The following is a 20,585-nucleotide window of genomic DNA, read 5'->3' as shown; positions in this document are numbered from 1 at the left end:
TAAAAGGATAACCGCATGCAAAACAGTTCTATTTTATCGGTCAAAGATCTTAATCAAATGGTTAAAGAGCTGCTTTGTGATGCTATTGGTCAAATTTGGTTAATGGGAGAAATTTCAAACTTTTCACGTCCATCATCAGGACATTGGTATTTTTCATTAAAAGACGATAGCGCACAAGTGCGCTGTGCCATGTTTCGCAATAGTAATTTTCGTGCCGGTTTTTCACCACAAAATGGGCAGCAGGTTTTAGTCAGGGCAACAGTGACACTATATGAAGCGCGCGGTGAATATCAGCTGGTTATTGATAAAATTCAACCGGCAGGTGTGGGATTATTGCAGCAAAAGTTTGAACAGCTAAAACAAAAACTGTCTGATGAGGGCTTATTTGATCCTATTTATAAACAACCATTACCTGAAAATATTCGTACCGTTGGTATTATTACTTCGTCAACGGGGGCTGCACTACATGACATTTGTCAGATATTAAAACGCCGTGATCCCAGTTTGGATTTGATTATTTACCCAACGCAAGTGCAAGGCAGCGAAGCGGCAGGGCAAATTGCAAAGATGATTCACATTGCCAATATTCGTCAAGAATGTGATGTTTTAATCGTTGGACGAGGTGGTGGCTCGCTTGAAGATTTATGGTCATTTAATGAAGAAGTGGTGGCAAGGGCTATTTATTCTAGTCAATTACCCATTGTGAGCGCAGTTGGGCATGAAATTGATTTTACGATTGCCGATTTTGTGGCTGATATGAGAGCAGCAACGCCATCAGCGGCAGCAGAGCTTGTGAGCCGAGATAGTTTAGAACAAGTAAAACGCTTACAAGTTCAAGAACAGCATTTATCCATGGCAATGGATTATTATTTAATGCAATGCCGAGAAAAACTCAATAAATGGCGTCATCAATTACAAACTCAGCATCCACAAGCAAAACTAGAAAAACAATTGAATCAACTATTAAGCTGCCGTCATTCACTCTATGACAATATTCAGCAATATTTACTTAAACTATCAAATCGTCATAATTCACTAGATAGACGATTATTACGAGTATCGCCACAAAATAACATGACTTATTTAGGGCAAGTGGTATGGCAAAAACAGCAGCAACTCATTAATTTAATTAAGCAAAAGTTAACAGAATCACAACATCAATTTGTTTTGCAAACTTCCCAACTCAATAGTGTCAGCCCACTTGCTACACTTGAGCGGGGCTATTCAGTCACTACCAGCCAAAACAACTCAGTGGTGCGTGGCTTTGAGCAAGTTACTGTCGGTGATTTTATAATAACAAGGCTAAAAAAAGGCAAGCTGGTTAGCCAAATTACTGAAATAAAAAAATAGGTAAAGACTAGAACAAATTGCAAGCTATTTACTGAAAAAATTATTGATATTTATCTTAATTTTAATAATAAAATTGTTTTGCAAATCAATATCTACAAGGCATAATAAAGGCAAATTTATTGAAATTTGATTATTACTAAGTAATATATCATAAGGAGTTATAATGAAAAAACTTACCTTAATGGTAATCTTTTGTGCATTAACGTTACAAGGTTGTGTTGCTGCAGTGATTGGGGCAGGTGCAGGAGCTACAGCAAAAGTTGCAACAGATCCTCGTACTGCTGGAACTCAAGTTGATGATACTACCCTTAATTCACGTATGGGGATGAAAATAAAGAATCATGGACCAACTTTTATCGGATCACGGATTTTATCAAGCGTTTATAATGGAAATATTCTTTTAACTGGACAAGCAAATAGTCAACAAATTGAAAAAGCCGAAAACCTTGCTTATCAAGTTGAAGGGGTAAAAAAAGTCTATAACCAAATTCGTATTGGTCAACCAGTTAGTGCCGGTACTGTTACGAATGATACATGGATAACCACTAAAGTTAAATCTCAGTTCATTTTAGATGCCAAAACAAAAGCGCGTAATATCAAAGTCGTAACCGAAAATAGTGAAGTGTTTTTAATTGGTATTGTTACGCCAGAAGAAGGTAAAACTGCTGCTGAAATTGCAAGTAAAGTTAATGGCGTAAAAAAAGTTATAACACTATTTACTTATCCTGAAAATTAAACAGTAACTATATGAACGACAGGGGGGCGCATTAGCCAGCCCCCTTTTTTATGCCACCGATTTTATACGTTCAATTAATTTGGCAAGTCCGTGCAAACGTGATTGGCTGAGCTGATCAGAAATTTTTAACTGACTTAATAGGGATTGAAAATCGATTGCTGCAATTTCTTGTGCTGTTTTGTGATTGGCAATGATGATTAAAATGGCTAATAACCCTTTCACAATTCGCCCTTCACTATCGCCACTAAAAATATAGGTATTATCTGCTTGTTTTTGATAAATCAGCCAAACTCGGTTTTCGCAACCATTAACTTGATTTTGCGCTGTCTTTAGTTGTTCATGAAAATCAGGTAATTGCTTTGCTAACATTACCAACTGCCGATAACGATCTTGCCAAGTATGTTGCTTTGCAAATAACTCAGTTAAACTTTGCTGTGATAGCATAATATTGACCTATTTATGGTTGACTATTTTGTAAAAAACTTTCAGGAATCTATACCATTTAGTATAGAATTATACCAATATTTCAATCGCACTTTGCAATACTGAAATAAATTTCTCCACATCTTGCTGATTATTATATGGCATTAATGATAGACGAATTGCACCATGGCAACCTAATTTACTCATCAAAGGCTGAGCACAAAACTCGCCTGTGCGGATCGCAATATTTTGTTCACTTAACAAGATAGCAATATCATTATGATGAATATTGTTAAGATTAAACGTGATGATCGGGCTACTATCCACACTATAAAATTGAATATCCGCAAATTGGTTTAGTTGTGATTTTGCGTAGAAAGCGAGCTGCTTTGTGTAGTTCTCTGCTTGCTTATTATCCCAACTTTTTAACCATTCAAGTGTTGCATTAAAACCAAGAATGCCAGCAATATTGGGTGTACCTGCTTCAAATTTATAGGGAGGATCTTCTTGAATAAAATCATTAAACGAGGTGCTTTTTAGCATTTTACCGCCACCATGCCAAACCGACATTTGCTCAAATAAGGCTTTTTTACCATATAAAACACCAAGACCCGTTGGTCCATACAATTTATGCGCTGAAAAAGCATAAAAATCGATATCTAATTGCTGAGCATCAAGCGCATGATGAACTATGCCTTGAGCTCCATCAACAACTAAAATCGCATTATGTTGATGCACAAGGTGGCTAATTGTTGCTAAATCAGGACAAAATCCAGTTACGTTTGACATTTGGGTTATTGCAACAAGTTTAGTTTTTACTGACAATAGTGATAATAATTCATCAATATCCGATGACCATTTTATGACTTTAGCACCCGTTTGCTTAGCAACAATTAGCCAAGGTAATAAATTGCTATGATGCTCTAATTCACTCACAATAATTTCATCATCAGGTTGTAGCAATGGGCGAGCATAGCTTTGCGCAATGAGGTTGATTGATTCAGTTGCTCCGCGAGTCCAGATAATTTCAGTGCTGTTATTAGCATGAATTAAATCGGCAACATTTTGCCTTGCCTTATCAATTGTTGCGGTGACTTGCAAGGCAGTATTATGCAAACTACGCTGGGCTGTTGCGGTATTTTCTAAATAGTAGGCAAGCGTTGCATCAATCATCTGTTGTGGTTTAAGTGCGGTTGCTGCCGAGTCAAGATAGACGCTTTCACTATTAAGTGCAGGGAAATTTGCCCTAAATTGTTCAGGCAGAAAATATTTATTGGGTAAGTTCAAGTCCGGCAATACCATTCCAGTAACCATTACAATCTCGTTTATGTTCAATTTGCAGTGGATTTAATCCATCTTCGTTAGCTTTAAACTGCTTTACAATATCGAGTGTTTCAAGACCAAGTGGTGAAATTCTTACGATATCGACTAAACCTTTCATCTCTTTGAGATTATTACCTAAGTTATAACAATAACCACTTTGAGTCTGAATACCGTTTAACACAAATACTTTCTGCTGTTCTTGTGAGAACACTTCACGACCAACCGGATACTTAATGCAGCAAGTTTCACACTTATCTTTTGGTTTATCTTCCGATCTTGCGGTAAAACAGCGAGCCGAATAAGCTAAGGGTAAATAGCCGTAACTGAAAACTTCAACGTCAAAATTTCGTTCAACATTTAAACTTTCAAGCTGATTAAGTACATTCGCTAACCAGTCACGAGAAAGCTCAACTGGCATACACCAACGTACCATCCCTTGTTTTTGTAATAATCTTAATGTTAATGCGTTATAACAGTTAATAGCAGGGCCTGCAACAAATGGTAATTTATGCTCCTGCGCAATATTAATGGCGGCTAAATCATTTGCTTCTACTAAAAAATCGCCATTATTCACTAACTGCCGTAAGTCGTTTAATTCTGATGGCGCTTCAAGTAACGCTAAGGTTGAAAGTACCACTTGTTTGCCCGATTTAGCAATCTCTTTTGCGAGTTCAAGCCAGTTTGGCACTTTCATTTCACGGCGTTTAGTACACACCGTTTCGCCCATATAAATAATATCGGCTTCGCTATTTTTTGCGGCGTGATAAAACGCTTCTGTTGTGGTTTTAGGCCAATAATAAAGCACTGGTCCTAATGCGTATTTCATAGTTTTGCTCACTATATTTATGTTAGATTTACTCACTAATTAAAGCTGACGCTACTGGTTCATTGCATAGGCAAAATTGAGAAAAGACTAAAGCATGTCCTTTTAAGAATTATCTTTCGATAATTAATGTTACCCTATTGCCATTTACGGTGATAAGCACCTAATGTTGTTTGTGTTCCTTCTGATACTGAACCAAGCATATCCATCCAACTTTTTTCTGCTTGGTATGATTGCGGATTAGCTTTATAGCGATCGATAGCTTGTCGCCATACTTTAGTCACTTGCTCGACATAAGCAGGGCTACGTTGACGCCCTTCAATTTTAACCGAGGCAATATTAGCAGCAAACAGTTCAGGTAATAGCTCAATGGTATTTAGGCTGGTTGGTTCCTCGATTGGATGATAAAGCGCGTCACCAACAAAATAACGCCCTTTACATAGGGTTGGATAACCTGCATTTTCGCCTTTTTTATGGCAATCAATTAACACATTATTCAATCGTGACTCAAGGCCTTTTTCGGTCTCTTCCCAACGGACAAATTTAGCTGGCGAACAAGCCCCAACAGTATTAGGCGATTCACCGGTTAAATAAGATGACAAATAGCAGCGACCTTCCGCCATAATGCACAGGCTACCAAAAGCAAACACTTCAAGTGGAACAGGGGAAACTTGTGATAGTTGTTTGACTTGATGTATCGAAAGTACACGCGGTAACACTATGCGATGTACCTGAAAATTATTATAGTAAAACTTAATCGACTCTTCATTGGTCGATGACGCTTGCACAGAAACATGACGCTCAAGATTAGTATATTTTTCAGCGGCATAATCAAGCATAGCCAGATCGGCAATAATTAACGCATCAGCACCAATATTGGCTGCAGTATCAACCGCATATTGCCAACGCTGAAAATTTTCTGGGTGGGCAAAAGTATTAATGGCAATATGTAACTTTTTGCCACGTTTATGTACATAATCAGATGCTTCAATCAATCGCTTCTCATTAAAATTTAAACCAGCAAAATGACGGGCATTGGTATCATCTTTTAAACCAATATAAACAGCATCAGCGCCATTATCAATGGCCACTTTTAGTGATGGTAAAGATCCTGCTGGACAAAGGAGTTCCATAATTATTCCTAACTTGATTTCGGTAGTTTAAACGCCCTGTATTATGCAATAATTCCGAGTGTAATGCGAATAGAAAGCAATGTTACGGACAAAAAAGTAGTATCTGTTAAATAGTCATGTTAATTTCTATCAAAAAAGAGATATTAGTCATGAGCATAATTAAAAACATTTAATCATCAAAACGTTGAATGTAACCTTTAGCTCGTGTTGTTGAGTCATAAAAAATACTTTTATGACAATATGCTGCTAGATTGGTGCATTTAAAACGGTTAAAACAGTATTTATAAAAAATGTTTTTACTTAGACTGGAAGTCTAATGTAGTATTTATCCGTTTATTATAAATACAAATTAAATTGTGTATTGTTAAAATTGACGTTCATTCCAAACCTCTGCGTGCAATATATTCAAACCGATATTGGAAACCCCTTAAATATTGAATACTGTATTCAAATATTTCCCCACTAACTAATTCACTGGTCGAACGTAGGCGTAGTACAGGATAGTTTGTTTCGATATTTAAATGCTTAGCAACAATGCTAGTAGCTAAAACGGGCTTTAAGTCTTGCTTGCTATGGGATATCTGATAACCTTTTTGTTTTTCAATATAGTGATATTTTGATGTCTGCATTACTTTAACACTAAGATCAGTAAATAGTGATAATGGCATATAACTTTGTTCTAAAATTTCAGGTTCATCATCAATTGTTCTAATACGTACTATAGAATATACCTGCGTGCCAATTCCAATTTTTAGATTATCTGCAATAACGGGTTGTGCTTGCTCTAACTGAAAATGTATTACTTTTGTACCTGAAATTCGTCCTTGTGAGGTAATATTTTCGTCAAATCCTTTTAATTGAAAGGCATCATGTTTGTCAGAATTACATTTTACATAAGTACCGCTGCCTTTGATTCTCTCTAATAATCCCTGTTTTTCAAGCAATTCAAGGGCTTTACGAACCGTGACACGACTCACATTATATATATCTTGTAAAGAATGTTCTGTTGGTAGTACATCTTCAACATTTAATTCGCCAGAACGAATTTTTTTTTCAATAGTTTCAGCAATTTGTCGGTATAGTGGTTTACTCACGGCAATATCCTACATATCAAATTTTCATTATATTAACATTGAATAATTAAAATAGCATCAAATGAAAAATTTATTATTAATCAATTATCAAAATAGTAGAGCGTATTATTTAATACATTTTACTAACAACAAAAAATTTTTGTGATCCTTTTCACATTTGTATTAAATAAGTATTATTATAAATAAAACTTATTGATAACATGTTTTAACTAAATTTTTATTTAACAAGTACAATTTAGGGAACATGCTATGAAAAAGATTAATTTAACTGTTGTTGGTGCTGGTAGTACTTATACCTTAGGTATTATGAGAAGTCTTGTAACAGAAAAAGAGAACTTTCCATTAAGAAGAGTTGTTTTTTATGATATTGATGCAGCTCGCCAAGAGTTAAATGCAAAAGCAACTGAAATCATGTTTAAAGAACTCTATCCAGAAATTGAAGAGTTTACTTATACAACAGATAAAAAAGTCGCTTTTGAAAACTCTGATTTCTTTTTTATGCAAATTCGTTCAGGTGGTTTAAAAATGCGTGAACGTGATGAACAAATCCCATTGTCTTATCACTGTGTAGGTCAAGAAACTTGTGGTGCAGGCGGCATGGCTTATGGATTGCGTTCAATTGGGGATATGATTGAACTTATACGTGAAATTCGTTCATATCAAAAGAATGCTTGGATTTTAAACTATACCAATCCAGCAGCGCTTGTTGCCGAAGCCTTAAACCGAGAATTTCCTGACGATAATCGAATCTTAAACATTTGTGATATGCCTGCAGCAATCATGGTAAGTTATGCAAAATTACTTAACTGTGAGATTTGGGATTTTGTACCAGAATACTTTGGGTTAAATCATTATGGTTGGTTTACAAAAGTTAAAAATAAACAAGGCGAAGATTTAACCCAACGAATTAAAAATATTATCTTAAAAGATGGTATTAAAGCTGTTGACTCAATTATAGCTAATGATCCTTCGTGGCAAGCAACGTTTAAAAACATGGAAACCATGTTAAGAGATAACCCTGAATTTTTACCAAATACTTATTTACAATACTATTTATATCCAGAAAAAATGGTGAGTAAAGAAGATATTAATAATACTCGCGCGCGTCAAGTTATCAATGGTCGTGAAAAAAATGTATTTGAAATGTGTAAACGTATTATTGAAAAAAGCTCCATTGCTGGTGAAGAAATCCATGATGATATTCATGGTCGTTATATGATTCGAGTTGCAGCATCGCTAGCCTATAACAAAGGAGATATTTATCTTGTGATTGTCCCAAATAAAGGCGTTATTAGTAACATACAAGATGATGCAATGGTTGAAGTACCATGTATGTTAACCTCTGATGGTCCTAAAGCTTTTGCTATTGGTAAGATCCCAACATTCCAAAAAGCGATGATTGAAATCCAATTAGGTTATGAAAAATTAGTTGTTGATGCCTGGTACGAAGGCTCTAAACAAAAATTAATCAATGCATTAACACTAAATAGAACGGTTGTTAATGTCCCTAAAGCAAAAGCAATCGTTGAAGAAATATTGAACGAAAATAAAGATTATTTGCCTCAGTTTTTTAAATAATACTTTTATATCAATAATGAATAATACTAAAGTTTCGATTAATGCTTAGTGATATTCATAAATATGCGTATGACTATTTTAAAATAATGAAGTCAATATATTAATAAAAGGTTAATGTATATGAGAAACACAATTCAACGTTTTGGGGCAGCAATGTTTGTTCCTGTTTTACTCTTTCCTGCTGCTGGTATTTTATTGGGATTGACTGTTGTTTTACTGAATCCTCATTTATTCCCCTTTGCCATAGAAGGGTCTATTTATGTCAAAATTGTTAATGTATTCCAAAAAGCATCGCTGGTTTTATTTCAAAATATGCCTATGCTGTTTGCTCTTGGCTTACCGATTGCATTAGCAAAAAGGGCATCTGGTCGAGCCGTCTTAGCTGCTTTTATCTCTTATTTAACATTTAACTATTTTATTGGAGGGATTCTTGATATTTGGAGTGAACAACTTGAAATCAATTACCAAGTTGGGCAAACAGGATTAACTCAAATTGGGGGTGTATTAACATTAGATACTTCAATTGTTGGCTCTATTATAACTGCAGCTTTTACCGTTTGGATTCATAATCGCTATTTTGATTTACGTTTACCAGAATGGGTAAATGTATTTACGGGTACTCCCTTAATCGTTATTATCTGTTTTCCTTTAATGCTTATATTAGCTATATTGACGGTATTAATTTGGCCTCCAATTCAAAACGGAATTCAAACTTTACAGAGTTTCATTTTAAATTCAGGTGTGATTGGAGTATGGCTATTTACATTTTTAGAACGCATTTTAATTCCTACAGGATTACATCACTTTATTTATGGACCAATTTATTTTGGTCCCATTGTCACTGATGGCGGAACAGTTAATTATTGGATTTCTCATATTTCTGAATTTGCTACTAGCACAAAAACATTAAATGAATTATTCCCTCAGGGTGGATTTATGTTAATCGGGATGGGGAAAGTATTTGGTTGTGCTGGTATTTCAATGGCTATTTACGCAACAGCAAAACCAGAAAATAAAAAAATGGTATCTGGATTGTTAATTGGCGCAACAATTACCGCTATTTTGACAGGGATTACTGAACCAATTGAATTTACTTTTATCTTTATCGCTCCTATGTTATTTGTTGTTCACGCATTTTTGGCTGCATCAATGTCCACAATCATGTATATGTTTGGTATATCGGGAAATTTCTACTTAGGCATTATTGATTTTATCTTTCAAAATTGGTTACCACTTGGTGCAAATCATTGGGAGGTTTATGCCATTCAAATAGCTATCGGTTTAACTTTTACTGTAATTTATTTCTTTGTGTTTAAGTTTTTAATTCTTAGATTCAATCTTATGACTCCTGGGCGCTCAGATAAAAATATTAAACTATTTACTAAATCGGATTATAAAAAAAATAAAAACCAAAGAGTCAATAAATCTAAGACAGACTCTGTCACTATTGATAGTGTAACACAACAAGCCATTGCCTTTATTGAAGGATTAGGCGGTAAAGGAAATATTAAACAATTAACTAATTGTGCGACCCGTTTACGTATTCAAGTAGATAAACCCGAATTAGTTCAGGAAGTAGATTATTTCCAAAACCATGGCGCAATAAATGTTGTATACCAAGGACAGTCATTACAAATCATTGTGGGTTTAACCGTACCTCAAGTTAGAGAGGAAATGAGCACTTTACTGAAGTAAATAATGTGGTGAAAATTAATAAAAAGTATTATGCCATTAATTAGAGGAAAGCTTTGTCCCTTTTTTGACTATCATCATTTAAAGGCGTGAGTCATGCGGATTTGCAAAACCAAAAACCTAGGTTTAATATACATCTCAATTGTACTCAGCTCGTATTCAAATTTAATGGCTAATTTATTAACACTCTCCGAAATTAATAATTGCTTAAAAAATGGTGAAGTGATCGCTTACCCAACTGAAGCCGTTTTCGGTCTAGGGTGTGATCCAGATTGCGAATCAGCCGTATTAAAGTTGTTACAACTAAAACAACGATCAATAGATAAAGGCTTGATTTTAATTGCCAGCCATTACCTACAACTAATTCCCTATATAGATGAATCAGCCATCACTAACGAGCAAAAACAGTTAGCGCTTACTAACTGGCCTGGACCTGTTACTTGGGTTTTTCCTAAAAATAAAAATACGCCTTATTTTTTGACTGGAAAATTTGATTCCATTGCAGTACGCGTCACCAATCATCCTTTAGTTTGTAAGCTTTGTGATCTTTATGGCAAACCGATAGTGTCAACCAGTGCTAATCTTTCTGCTCATAATCCTTGCAAAACAGCCATCGAAGTCGCCAAACAGTTTGGTCAAGAATTTCCTATTTTAGATGGTGTAACAGGTCATCGATCACAACCATCGAAAATAAAAGACATCAAAACGGGCCAAATAATTCGGCAAGGGTAACTTTATGCAAAATTTATATATTGGTGTGATGTCAGGTACTAGCATGGATGGAGTTGATATTGCTTTAGTGAATATTACCGCAAAAAATGTCATATCATCAATAGCTAGCAACTGCTATCCAATGCCCGCCGATTTAAAACAGCATTTACTAAAATTATGTGAAACCCAACAAACCACATTACAGAATTTAGGTGAGATAGATCACCTAATTGGCAAACTGTTTGCTGATAGTATAAATAATTTTTTAAAAGAAAATCATATTGATAAACAAAAAATTAAAGCTATTGGCTGTCACGGACAAACAATTTACCATTCACCAAATGGTGATAATCCTTTTACCTTACAAATTGGTGATGCCAATATCATTGCCGCAAAAACAGGTATAACCACTATTGCTGATTTTCGTCGTAAAGATATGGCTTATGGTGGACAAGGTGCGCCTCTTGTTCCTGCTTTTCACAAAGCAGTGCTACAAGATCCACAAATAAATCGCGTGGTACTAAATATCGGCGGTATGAGTAACATTTCGGTATTAATACCCAATCAAACCATCCTAGGTTATGATACTGGTCCAGGTAATGTATTACTGGATGGTTGGATAAAAGAGCACTTAGGTAAAAACTATGATAAGGGCGGATTATGGGCAAAAACCGGTAAAATAAACCAAGACTTATTAAATCTTTTATATCAAGAAGACTATTTTCAAATACCCGCTCCCAAAAGTACAGGACGAGAACTATTTAACTTATCCTGGCTCTATAAAAAATTAGCTGGAACACATTTAAAAGCACAAGATATTCAAGCAACACTCGTTGAATTTACCGCTTTATCCATTGCCAATGAAATGAATAAATTACCTATAGTAAGCACATTACCTTGTGAGCTTTTAGTTTGTGGTGGAGGTGCTAAAAATCCACTAATTATGCAAAGATTATCGGCTTTATTACCCTCATGGGCCGTATTAACGACCGATACAAAAGGTATAAGTGGAGACGATATGGAGGCAATAGCCTTTGCTTGGCTTGCTTATTGTCGAATCAATAATATTCCATCAAACATTCCAGAGGTAACAGGCGCAAGTCAAGCTGTTTGTTTAGGAGTTTATTATCAATAAACTAAAAATACAGACAATTTTTGATTAAATCAATCCAAAATGTTGTAACCCTTTAGCTATTCCATCATTATCATTAGTCTCTGTAACAAACTCAGCTTGCGCTTTTAATTCATCAACCGCATTACCCATAGCAATAGGATGATCAACGGTTAAGAACATTTCAAAATCATTCATGCCATCACCAAAAGCATAGGTTGGCACATCAGTGAAACCTTTATTTTTTAATAATTGAGTAATACCATAACCTTTAGAACCACCATGATTGAAAACATCAACACAGTAAGGTGTATTACGAATAAAGGTTAACTCAGGGAAGATATCTCGATAAAGCGCCTCACCTGATTCACAAAGTAATAAAAGCATCTGAATAGGTGATTTTAAATAAATCTGATCATCGACAGGCGGAACTTGTTCTTTTAGGAAATGATAAAATTTTTTAGTGGGTTGACTATTTTGCGACACTCGCATAATTTCGTGATTATAAAAAGACAACGGAATACCGGTTTGCTGTTTAGAGTATTGATACAAACGATCGATAACGCCCTTATCAATATCATTAGTAAAGACCTTTTCGCCTTGATATAAAACAACTTGCCCATTCATGCCAATTATCGACTCAATTTGAGTCTTTTTCATTAAATCAACCACTTCACAAGGTGTTCGACCCGTTGCAATCATTGGTGTAATATTATTTTGTTTTAATTTTTTTATAGCTTCAAAAGAGCTGGGTAACACATCGATTTGGCTATTAAATAATGTCCCATCTAGATCAAAAAAAACAATAGCTTCAGGTTTTTGACTCATATTACAAATCCAAAATATGTTTGATAAAAGGAATGGTTAATTTACGTTGTTGCGCAAGCGTTGCTACTTCAAACTTTTCTAATAAAGAAAATAGCGTACGCATATCACGGTTAACACGTTTTAATAAAAATAACCCTACTTCTGTTGATAATTCAAAACCGCTTAATTGTGCTCTTAATTGTAAGGCTTTAAGCTTATCATCATCACTAAGCTCTTTTAATTGATAAACCTGTCCCCAAGATAATCTAGAAACCAAATCAGGTAATATAAAAGAAATTTGTTTAGGTGGTGCGCTTGATGTTATCAATAATTTACTCACGTTTTTTTCAGTTAAACGATTAAATAAATCAAAAATAGCCTCTTCCCAATCTCTATGACCTGCTATTGCGTCAATATCATCTAAACAGACTAAATCATAATGATCTAATCCTTGCAGAATTTCAGGTACAAGATGATAATACTGCTTTAAGGGAATATAACTAGCTAATTTATTTTGATTTGATGCATGTAAAAGATGAGTTCGACCCGCAACATTAGCCGACCATATATAAAAGATATTAAATCCTTCTAGACCTAATAAGGTTTGCAATGAATCAAACAATAATCGATTATCACCTACATAAAAACTATCAAAAGTTTCATTATTGGGTAATGAAAAAGGTAAAGGTAGCTGCGAAAGAGTAATAAAAGAACCTCACAATAAAAACATAATCATGTTAAGTATAAATTTGCTTTCATAAAAATCAATCACTTTTATAGAAAAGAAAAATTTCCTATCCTCATATTATATTTTACTTACTAGATTACTTATTACTTATTTATTTTTCATATTTAGTTTTTTTTTAATAAATATGTTAGATCTTAAATAAAGACCGATCATGCAAGTATAAAATTAAAGCAATAAGAGATAAAAAAGTAAGCAAACAAACTTGTTTTTTGTGGATAACTCTGTGATAAATTGGGATCACAAGCTGTTATAAACGCATTAATAACCTTATTAAATAAATAGACTGTGGATAAATGCAATAGTTATAAACAGGTTTAAATAAAAAAAGATCCGATCAATTAACAGAATTAAATGATCGATAAGATCCTATAAAATAATTATAAAAAATAGTTATCAACAGAAATGATCCACGGTAATAATAATAAAAATAAAAAGATCATCTAAAAGATCTTATTTTATTTAGATCGCGATCAAAATAGATCATTTGACGTAATCAAAAAGATGAGTAAAATTCCCTACCCTAAATAAACCAAATCACCCGATCTAAATTTGCGATCATCCGTACATAAATAAATACGAGGCTTTTTTATGTTTTATCCAGATCTTTTTGATGTCATCATCGTAGGTGGTGGCCATGCCGGAACAGAAGCAGCTATGGCATCAGCAAGAATGGGACGAAAAACACTACTTTTAACCCATAATATTAATACATTAGGACAAATGTCCTGTAATCCAGCTATTGGAGGTATAGGTAAAGGTCACCTAGTTAAAGAAATCGATGCTATGGGTGGCTTAATGGCTCATGCTATCGATCTATCAGGGATCCAATTTAGGATCTTAAATAGCAGCAAAGGCCCAGCTGTTAGAGCTACACGTGCACAAGCGGATCGATCTCTCTATCGAAAAGTGATAAGGACAGCACTTGAAAACCAAGAAAATTTAATGTTATTTCAACAATCCGTTGAAGATGTGATCATTGAAAACGATCAGATCATTGGTGTAAAAACTCAAATGGGTGTTTCTTTTAAAGCCAAAGCGGTTGTGTTAACAACGGGTACTTTTTTAGATGGTAAGATCCACATAGGGCTTGATAATTATAGTGGTGGTCGTACCGGCGATCCAGCTTCGATTGGTTTATCAAAATCTCTACATCAATATTCATTTAGAATGGGGCGCCTAAAAACCGGTACTCCACCACGAATAGATGCTAGAACGATTGATTTTTCAAAATTGGGGACGCAATATGGCGATGATCCTGTTCCAGTATTTTCATTTTTGGGTAATGCAAATGAACATCCTAAGCAGATCCCTTGCTATATCACCAGCACTAATGAAACAACACACGATATTATTAGATCTAATTTAGATCGCAGTCCTATGTACACCGGCATTATTGAAGGTGTCGGACCAAGATATTGCCCATCAATTGAAGATAAGATCATGCGTTTTGCCGATCGTAATTCTCATCAGATCTATTTAGAGCCGGAAGGATTAGAGAGTAATGAGATCTATCCAAATGGGATCTCAACAAGCTTACCATTTGATACGCAACTTGCATTTGTGCGCAGTATGAAAGGATTAGAAAACGCCAATATTATAAGACCAGGTTATGCGATCGAATATGATTATTTTGATCCAAGGGATCTTAAACCAACACTTGAAAGTAAAGTGATCAAAGGTCTCTTTTTAGCTGGACAAATTAATGGAACAACAGGCTATGAAGAAGCGGCAGCACAAGGAATGCTTGCAGGTTTAAATGCAGCTCGCTTTGCATATGATCAAGATCAATGGTATCCAAGTCGCGATCAGGCTTATTTAGGTGTGTTAGTCGATGATCTTTGTACACTTGGCACTAACGAACCTTACCGCATGTTTACCTCGCGAGCTGAATATCGTTTAATGTTACGTGAAGATAATGCCGACATTCGCTTAACTGAAATTGGTCGTAATTTAGGCATGGTCGACGATTACCGTTGGCGTCATTTTAATGAAAAATTTGATGCTATTGAGCAAGAAAGGGCGAGGTTACGCGATATCTGGGTACACCCTCATATTGAAACCATCGATGAAGTCAATGCTGTTTTAAGTGCGAATTTGACTAAAGAAGCCAATGGTGAAGAGTTACTTAAACGGCCTGAAATGAGTTATAACACATTGAAATCACTTTCATTATTTGCACCTGGATTATCTGACCCACAAGCTGCCGAGCAGGTTGAAATTCAAGTAAAATATGATGGTTATATTAAACTGCAAATAGAAGAAATTGAACGTCAAAAGCGCAATGAAGAAACGCTTATTCCTGAGCATATTGATTATGCCGAAATATCTGGATTATCGAATGAAGTGGTGGCGAAATTAAAGCAACATAAACCTGTTTCTATAGGGCAAGCTTCGCGTATTTCTGGTATTACACCAGCCGCTATTTCAATGTTATTAGTTTATTTAAAAAAGAAAAATTATGTTAAAAAAGAAACTCATTAGTCTAATTGATCAAACGGATCTTTTGATCCCTGAATCACAACTAGATCAACTGATCCATTATGTTGAGATGCTAAGCAAATGGAACAAAACTTACAATTTAACAGCGGTACGCGATCCGAGTCTGATGTTAGTTAAGCATATTATGGATAGCTTAGTTGTATCTCCTTATTTAACTGGCAAAACCTTTATTGATGTAGGAACTGGTCCTGGTTTACCAGGCGTTCCTTTAGCGATAGTTAACCCAGATAAACAATTTGATTTAGTTGATAGTTTAGGTAAGCGTATTCGCTTTTTAAAACAAGTACAGTTTGAATTAAAGCTAACAAATATTAACCCAATACAAAGCCGAATCGAAGAGTATAACGATAAAAAATTTGATGGAGTTATTAGCCGAGCTTTTGCTTCTTTGCAAGATATGCTTAATTGGTGTAAGCACCTTCCCGATCAACAAGGATTTTTTTACGCTTTAAAAGGAAGTGATATCGATCCTATTCCTGAAGGTTTTACGCTTAAACAAAATATTAAATTGACTATACCAGAATTAGATGCTGAAAGGTGTTTGATTATTATTCAATAGTTGTTTGCTTAAACACAAACTTCTCTGAAAATTTTTAAAAATTTAATGTTTGCGTTTTTTCAGATAATCTTTAATACCATCCACAATTGATTTAGATACTTGATTTTGGAATGAAGCAGTCTTTAATTTTTTTTCTTCGTTAATATTACTAATAAAGGCTGTTTCAACTAAAACAGATGGAATGTCAGGTGCTTTTAACACTGCAAATCCTGCTTTTTCAAGTGATGGTTTATGTAACTTATTTATTCTTTTCATTCGATTCAAAATAGCATTACCAAGTAATACACCATTATTTAACGTTGTTTTTTGAACCAAATCTAAAATCGTATTATCTAAATACTTGTCACCACTACGGCTTACCCCCCCTATTTGATCTGCTTCATTTTGGGTTTGAGCTAAATAACTTGCGGCCGAACTACTCGCTCCACGTGTTGATAATGCAAAAACAGAGGAACCACCGACAGAACGGTTAGTAAAGGCATCAGCATGAATAGAAATAAAAATATCAGCATGTAAAGATCGCGCCTTGGCTACGCGGACTTTTAATGGTATAAAGACATCTTCATTGCGTGTCATATAGACTTTTATATTTGGCTCTCTCTTAAGTAAATTATAAGTTCGACGCGCTATTTGTAAAACAATGTCTTTTTCTCGAGTTCTGTTGTAACCAATCGCACCTGGATCTTCACCCCCATGACCAGGATCGAGCATAACAATAAGAGGTGCATTTCTATTTTTATTGGTTGGAGTTTTAATTTCAGCTTGTTTTTTACTAAGATCACCTGCTTTATATTCTTCTAATAGTGCAAGTAAAGGATCATCATCTTTTGTTGAAGAAATTTTTGATGGATAAAGATCCATCACTAAACGATGCTTAAATTTTGCAACGGGTGATAGCGTAAAAATATTAGGCTCAACACCTTGCTTTAATTCAATCATAATTCTTACTGTTTTAGGATCTAATTGCAAAACGCGTATCGACTTAATATAAGGATCATGACTTAATACTTTTGATGAAATCGTTTTTAGCGTTGGATTTAAATTGAGATTATCAATATCAATGACTATTCTATCTGGGTTGAATAGTGAAGCCGTTTTATAATTGAGTTTAATATTTGATTCTAATGTAATTCTCGTATAGGTAGAAGAAGGCCAAACACGCACTGCAACAACTTTGGTTTGAGTGGCTGCAAGGCCAACACGAGTGACAGATAGTAAACATGTAGCAATAATACCTTTAATTAATAGGCGTTTTGTTGGGCTAAATGCTTTTGTCATACCTTAAAACTTTATTTGATGTCAAATTAATCGCAGATAATAGCATAAAATTAAGGGATATTAAAAAGAATGATTATCATAATTGGTTGTTATTTTTATAAATAAAATTTTTTGAGTTATCCGCTAATTTTTATTTTATTATAGACCCTACGATCACAAAAGATTACAATATAATGCGCTAAAATCGCGGATTTAAACCCGTTTTCATTTTAACAATTAAATAATATAGCTGAGTTATTGATGAGCAAAAAATTACATATCAAAACTTGGGGCTGCCAAATGAATGAGTATGATTCAACAAAAATGGCAGATCTCCTTGAATCCACCCATGGTTTAACATTAACAGACAATGCCGAAGAAGCTGATATTTTATTATTAAATACCTGTTCTATTCGAGAAAAAGCCCAAGAAAAGGTCTTTCATCAACTAGGACGTTGGAAGAACCTTAAAAAAAATAATTCTAATATTATTATTGGAGTAGGTGGTTGTGTTGCTTCGCAAGAAGGTGCTCAAATTCGTAAACGTGCACCATTTGTAGATATTATTTTTGGACCGCAAACTTTTCATCGCTTACCTGAAATGATTGAACAGATTCGAAGCGGTAACGATAATCATGTCGTCGATGTTAGTTTCCCTGAAATTGAAAAATTTGATCGCCTACCAGAGCCTCGTAGCGAAGGACCAACAGCTTTTGTCTCTATAATGGAAGGATGTAATAAATATTGTACTTATTGCGTGGTTCCATATACCCGTGGGGAAGAAGTTAGCAGACCTTGTGATGATGTCATTTATGAAATTGCGCAACTGGCTGAACAAGGTGTGCGTGAAGTCAATCTATTAGGTCAAAATGTCAATGCTTATCGGGGGCCAACGTTTGATGGTGATATTTGTTCCTTTGCTGAGTTATTACGCTTAGTTGCAGCCATTGATGGTATCGATCGCATTCGTTTTACAACCAGTCATCCAATTGAATTTACAGATGATATTATCGACGTTTATCGTGATACACCAGAGCTAGTTAATTTTTTACATTTGCCAGTACAAAGTGGTTCAGATCGTGTATTAAACTTAATGAAACGTACACATACCGCGCTTGAATATAAATCCATTATTCGAAAATTACGTAAAGTGCGCCCTGATATTCAAATTAGTTCGGATTTTATTGTCGGTTTCCCAGGCGAAACACAAGAAGATTTTGAACAAACCATGCAACTAATTGCTGATGTCAATTTTGATTTAAGTTATAGCTTTGTTTATTCAGCACGTCCAGGTACACCCGCTGCTGAAATGGAAGATAATGTTTCAGAAGAAGAGAAGAAGCAACGCCTTTACATTCTTCAAGAACGAATCAACCAACAAGCTATGCAATTTAGCCGTCGTATGTTAAATACTGTACAACGTATTTTAGTTGAAGGTCCATCCAAAAAAGACCTTATGGAATTAACCGGTCGAACTGAAAACAATAGAATTGTTAATTTTGAAGGTCGTCCTGAGATGATCGGTAAGTTTGTTGATGTTGAAATTATAGATGTCTATCCAAATTCATTGCGTGGCAAAGTAGTTAGAACCGAAGATGAAATGGATTTACGCGTAAACGAATCACCAATGTCAGTAATATCACGAACGCGAAAGGAAAATGATTTAGGTGTTGGAATTTATCAACCTTAAAATGGTTAAGGTTAATTATTAGAGGATTTATTTTTGGATATTACTACACAAATTATGATTGAACCAATTGATAATAAAAGACTTAATAGTCTTTGTGGTCCTTATAATGAAAATATTAAACAACTTGAGCGTTTATTAAACATTGAAATTAATAATCGAGAAAATTTATTTGTAATAACTGGAGATAATATTTGTGTTCAAGCTGCTGCTGATATTTTGCAGGTACTTTATAACCAAACTAAAATAAAAGATAAAATTATTAATATTGAACCCGAGCAAATTCATTTAGCGGTAAAAGATACAAATATACTAAAAAAAGTAAGTGAAAATTTACCTAATCATATTGATTATCAAAACGATAAACTGGTTATGATAAAAACTAAGCGTGGTGTGATAAAACCACGTACACCTAATCAGGCTCAATATATTGCCCATGTTTTAGATTATGATCTTTCGTTTGGAATTGGCCCTGCAGGAACAGGTAAAACTTATTTAGCGGTAGCTGCTGCGGTTGATGCGCTTGAGAAGCAACAAATTCGTCGCATTGTGCTTACTCGGCCTGCTGTTGAAGCCGGTGAAAAATTGGGTTTTTTGCCTGGTGATTTAAGCCAAAAAGTCGATCCTTATTTACGCCCACTTTATGATGCCTTATTTGAAATGCTCGGTTTTGAAAAGGTCGAAAAACTAATTGAAAAAAGCGTGATTGAAGTGGCACCACTCGCCTATATGCGTGGACGAACGCTAAATGATGCGTTTATTATTCTTGATGAAAGCCAAAATACCACTATTGAACAAATGAAAATGTTTTTAACCCGTATTGGCTTTAATTCAAAAGCGGTTATAACCGGCGATATTACCCAAATTGATTTACCACATCATCAAAAATCAGGATTACGTCATGCCATTGAAGTTTTGAGTCAAATTAATGAAATTAGTTTTAATTTTTTAAATAGTGAAGATGTGGTACGCCATCCAATAGTCGCTAGTATTGTTAATGCCTATGAACAGTGGGAAGAAAATCAGCATAAGCAGTAGAGTATTTTAAGGAGTAT

Annotated in this window: 18 protein-coding genes; 10 read left to right on the top strand and 8 right to left on the bottom strand. The window is 34.7% G+C overall.

The window, feature by feature from the left end; translation table 11 throughout:
- Positions 1 to 15: 15 nt before the first annotated feature.
- Both xseA and dolP read left to right on the top strand, forming a co-directional pair.
- Complete coding sequence (xseA, locus tag A9G23_RS07975) at positions 16 to 1,350, top strand: exodeoxyribonuclease VII large subunit (protein WP_065587108.1); 1,335 nt, start codon at positions 16 to 18, stop codon at positions 1,348 to 1,350.
- 163 nt (positions 1,351 to 1,513) lie between these two features.
- A complete protein-coding gene (dolP, locus tag A9G23_RS07970) occupies positions 1,514 to 2,086 on the top strand; it encodes a division/outer membrane stress-associated lipid-binding lipoprotein (protein ID WP_065587107.1) in 573 nt (190 codons plus the stop codon).
- A 48-nt stretch (positions 2,087 to 2,134) separates the two neighbouring features.
- On the opposite strand, the gene csdE is transcribed toward dolP, so the two are convergent.
- The 5 genes from csdE to A9G23_RS07945 all read right to left on the bottom strand — a co-directional run bounded on the left by csdE (position 2,135) and on the right by A9G23_RS07945 (position 6,882).
- Positions 2,135 to 2,530: a cysteine desulfurase sulfur acceptor subunit CsdE gene (gene csdE / locus A9G23_RS07965; protein WP_065587106.1), complete on the bottom strand. Its 396-nt coding sequence runs from the start codon at positions 2,528 to 2,530 to the stop codon at positions 2,135 to 2,137.
- Between the two features lie 69 nt (positions 2,531 to 2,599).
- Positions 2,600 to 3,823: a cysteine desulfurase CsdA gene (csdA, locus tag A9G23_RS07960; RefSeq protein ID WP_255306898.1), complete on the bottom strand. Its 1,224-nt coding sequence runs from the start codon at positions 3,821 to 3,823 to the stop codon at positions 2,600 to 2,602.
- Positions 3,780 to 4,658, bottom strand: coding sequence for a U32 family peptidase (locus tag A9G23_RS07955; protein ID WP_065587105.1), 879 nt, complete (start codon positions 4,656 to 4,658; stop codon positions 3,780 to 3,782). Before A9G23_RS07955 ends, csdA begins: the two co-directional genes overlap by 44 nt.
- A 134-nt stretch (positions 4,659 to 4,792) precedes the next feature.
- Positions 4,793 to 5,788 carry a ubiquinone anaerobic biosynthesis protein UbiU gene (ubiU, locus tag A9G23_RS07950; RefSeq protein WP_065587104.1) on the bottom strand — a complete coding sequence of 332 codons (996 nt, stop codon included), beginning with the start codon at positions 5,786 to 5,788 and terminating at the stop codon, positions 4,793 to 4,795.
- Between the two features lie 377 nt (positions 5,789 to 6,165).
- Positions 6,166 to 6,882 carry a GntR family transcriptional regulator gene (locus tag A9G23_RS07945; protein WP_065587103.1) on the bottom strand — a complete coding sequence of 239 codons (717 nt, stop codon included), beginning with the start codon at positions 6,880 to 6,882 and terminating at the stop codon, positions 6,166 to 6,168.
- 249 nt (positions 6,883 to 7,131) lie between these two features.
- Here A9G23_RS07945 and A9G23_RS07940 point away from each other — a divergent pair, with 249 nt between their 5' ends.
- The 4 genes from A9G23_RS07940 to A9G23_RS07925 all read left to right on the top strand — a co-directional run bounded on the left by A9G23_RS07940 (position 7,132) and on the right by A9G23_RS07925 (position 11,998).
- Entirely contained in the window at positions 7,132 to 8,460 is a 1,329-nt protein-coding gene (locus A9G23_RS07940; RefSeq protein WP_065587102.1) for a 6-phospho-alpha-glucosidase, read from the top strand.
- 120 nt (positions 8,461 to 8,580) lie between these two features.
- Positions 8,581 to 10,155, top strand: coding sequence for an alpha-glucoside-specific PTS transporter subunit IIBC (locus A9G23_RS07935; RefSeq protein WP_065587101.1), 1,575 nt, complete (start codon positions 8,581 to 8,583; stop codon positions 10,153 to 10,155).
- 165 nt (positions 10,156 to 10,320) lie between these two features.
- Entirely contained in the window at positions 10,321 to 10,884 is a 564-nt protein-coding gene (locus A9G23_RS07930; protein WP_065587120.1) for a Sua5/YciO/YrdC/YwlC family protein, read from the top strand.
- 4 nt (positions 10,885 to 10,888) lie between these two features.
- Positions 10,889 to 11,998 carry an anhydro-N-acetylmuramic acid kinase gene (locus A9G23_RS07925; RefSeq protein WP_065587100.1) on the top strand — a complete coding sequence of 370 codons (1,110 nt, stop codon included), beginning with the start codon at positions 10,889 to 10,891 and terminating at the stop codon, positions 11,996 to 11,998.
- A 24-nt stretch (positions 11,999 to 12,022) separates the two neighbouring features.
- On the opposite strand, the gene A9G23_RS07920 is transcribed toward A9G23_RS07925, so the two are convergent.
- Complete coding sequence (locus A9G23_RS07920; RefSeq protein ID WP_065587099.1) at positions 12,023 to 12,802, bottom strand: Cof-type HAD-IIB family hydrolase; 780 nt, start codon at positions 12,800 to 12,802, stop codon at positions 12,023 to 12,025.
- A gap of 1 nt (position 12,803) precedes the next feature.
- Entirely contained in the window at positions 12,804 to 13,487 is a 684-nt protein-coding gene (gene hda / locus A9G23_RS07915) for a DnaA inactivator Hda (RefSeq protein WP_065587098.1), read from the bottom strand.
- A gap of 630 nt (positions 13,488 to 14,117) precedes the next feature.
- Here hda and mnmG point away from each other — a divergent pair.
- Together mnmG and rsmG are read left to right on the top strand one after the other, a co-directional pair.
- On the top strand, positions 14,118 to 16,010 hold the full coding sequence (gene mnmG, locus A9G23_RS07910; protein ID WP_065587097.1) for a tRNA uridine-5-carboxymethylaminomethyl(34) synthesis enzyme MnmG: 1,893 nt from the start codon (positions 14,118 to 14,120) through the stop codon (positions 16,008 to 16,010).
- The gene (gene rsmG / locus A9G23_RS07905) at positions 15,988 to 16,587 is read left to right on the top strand and encodes a 16S rRNA (guanine(527)-N(7))-methyltransferase RsmG (protein ID WP_065587096.1); all 600 of its coding nucleotides are present in this window, start codon (positions 15,988 to 15,990) and stop codon (positions 16,585 to 16,587) included. The genes mnmG and rsmG overlap by 23 nt, the downstream gene beginning before the upstream one ends.
- A 42-nt stretch (positions 16,588 to 16,629) precedes the next feature.
- On the opposite strand, the gene A9G23_RS07900 is transcribed toward rsmG, so the two are convergent.
- Positions 16,630 to 17,865, bottom strand: a complete 1,236-nt coding sequence (locus A9G23_RS07900; protein ID WP_065587095.1) for an N-acetylmuramoyl-L-alanine amidase — start codon at positions 17,863 to 17,865, stop codon at positions 16,630 to 16,632.
- 240 nt (positions 17,866 to 18,105) lie between these two features.
- Here A9G23_RS07900 and miaB point away from each other — a divergent pair, with 240 nt between their 5' ends.
- A complete protein-coding gene (gene miaB / locus A9G23_RS07895; protein ID WP_065587094.1) occupies positions 18,106 to 19,533 on the top strand; it encodes a tRNA (N6-isopentenyl adenosine(37)-C2)-methylthiotransferase MiaB in 1,428 nt (475 codons plus the stop codon).
- A 54-nt stretch (positions 19,534 to 19,587) separates the two neighbouring features.
- On the top strand, positions 19,588 to 20,568 hold the full coding sequence (locus tag A9G23_RS07890) for a PhoH family protein (protein WP_442899772.1): 981 nt from the start codon (positions 19,588 to 19,590) through the stop codon (positions 20,566 to 20,568).
- Positions 20,569 to 20,585 lie beyond the last annotated feature (17 nt).

The organism is Gilliamella sp. App4-10 (assembly GCF_001690495.1).
In the GTDB taxonomy this organism is placed as follows: Bacteria; Pseudomonadota; Gammaproteobacteria; order Enterobacterales; family Orbaceae; genus Gilliamella; species Gilliamella apicola_G.
Note: the sequence above shows the minus strand (reverse complement) of the source record. Positions and strands in the feature narration are given on the sequence as shown.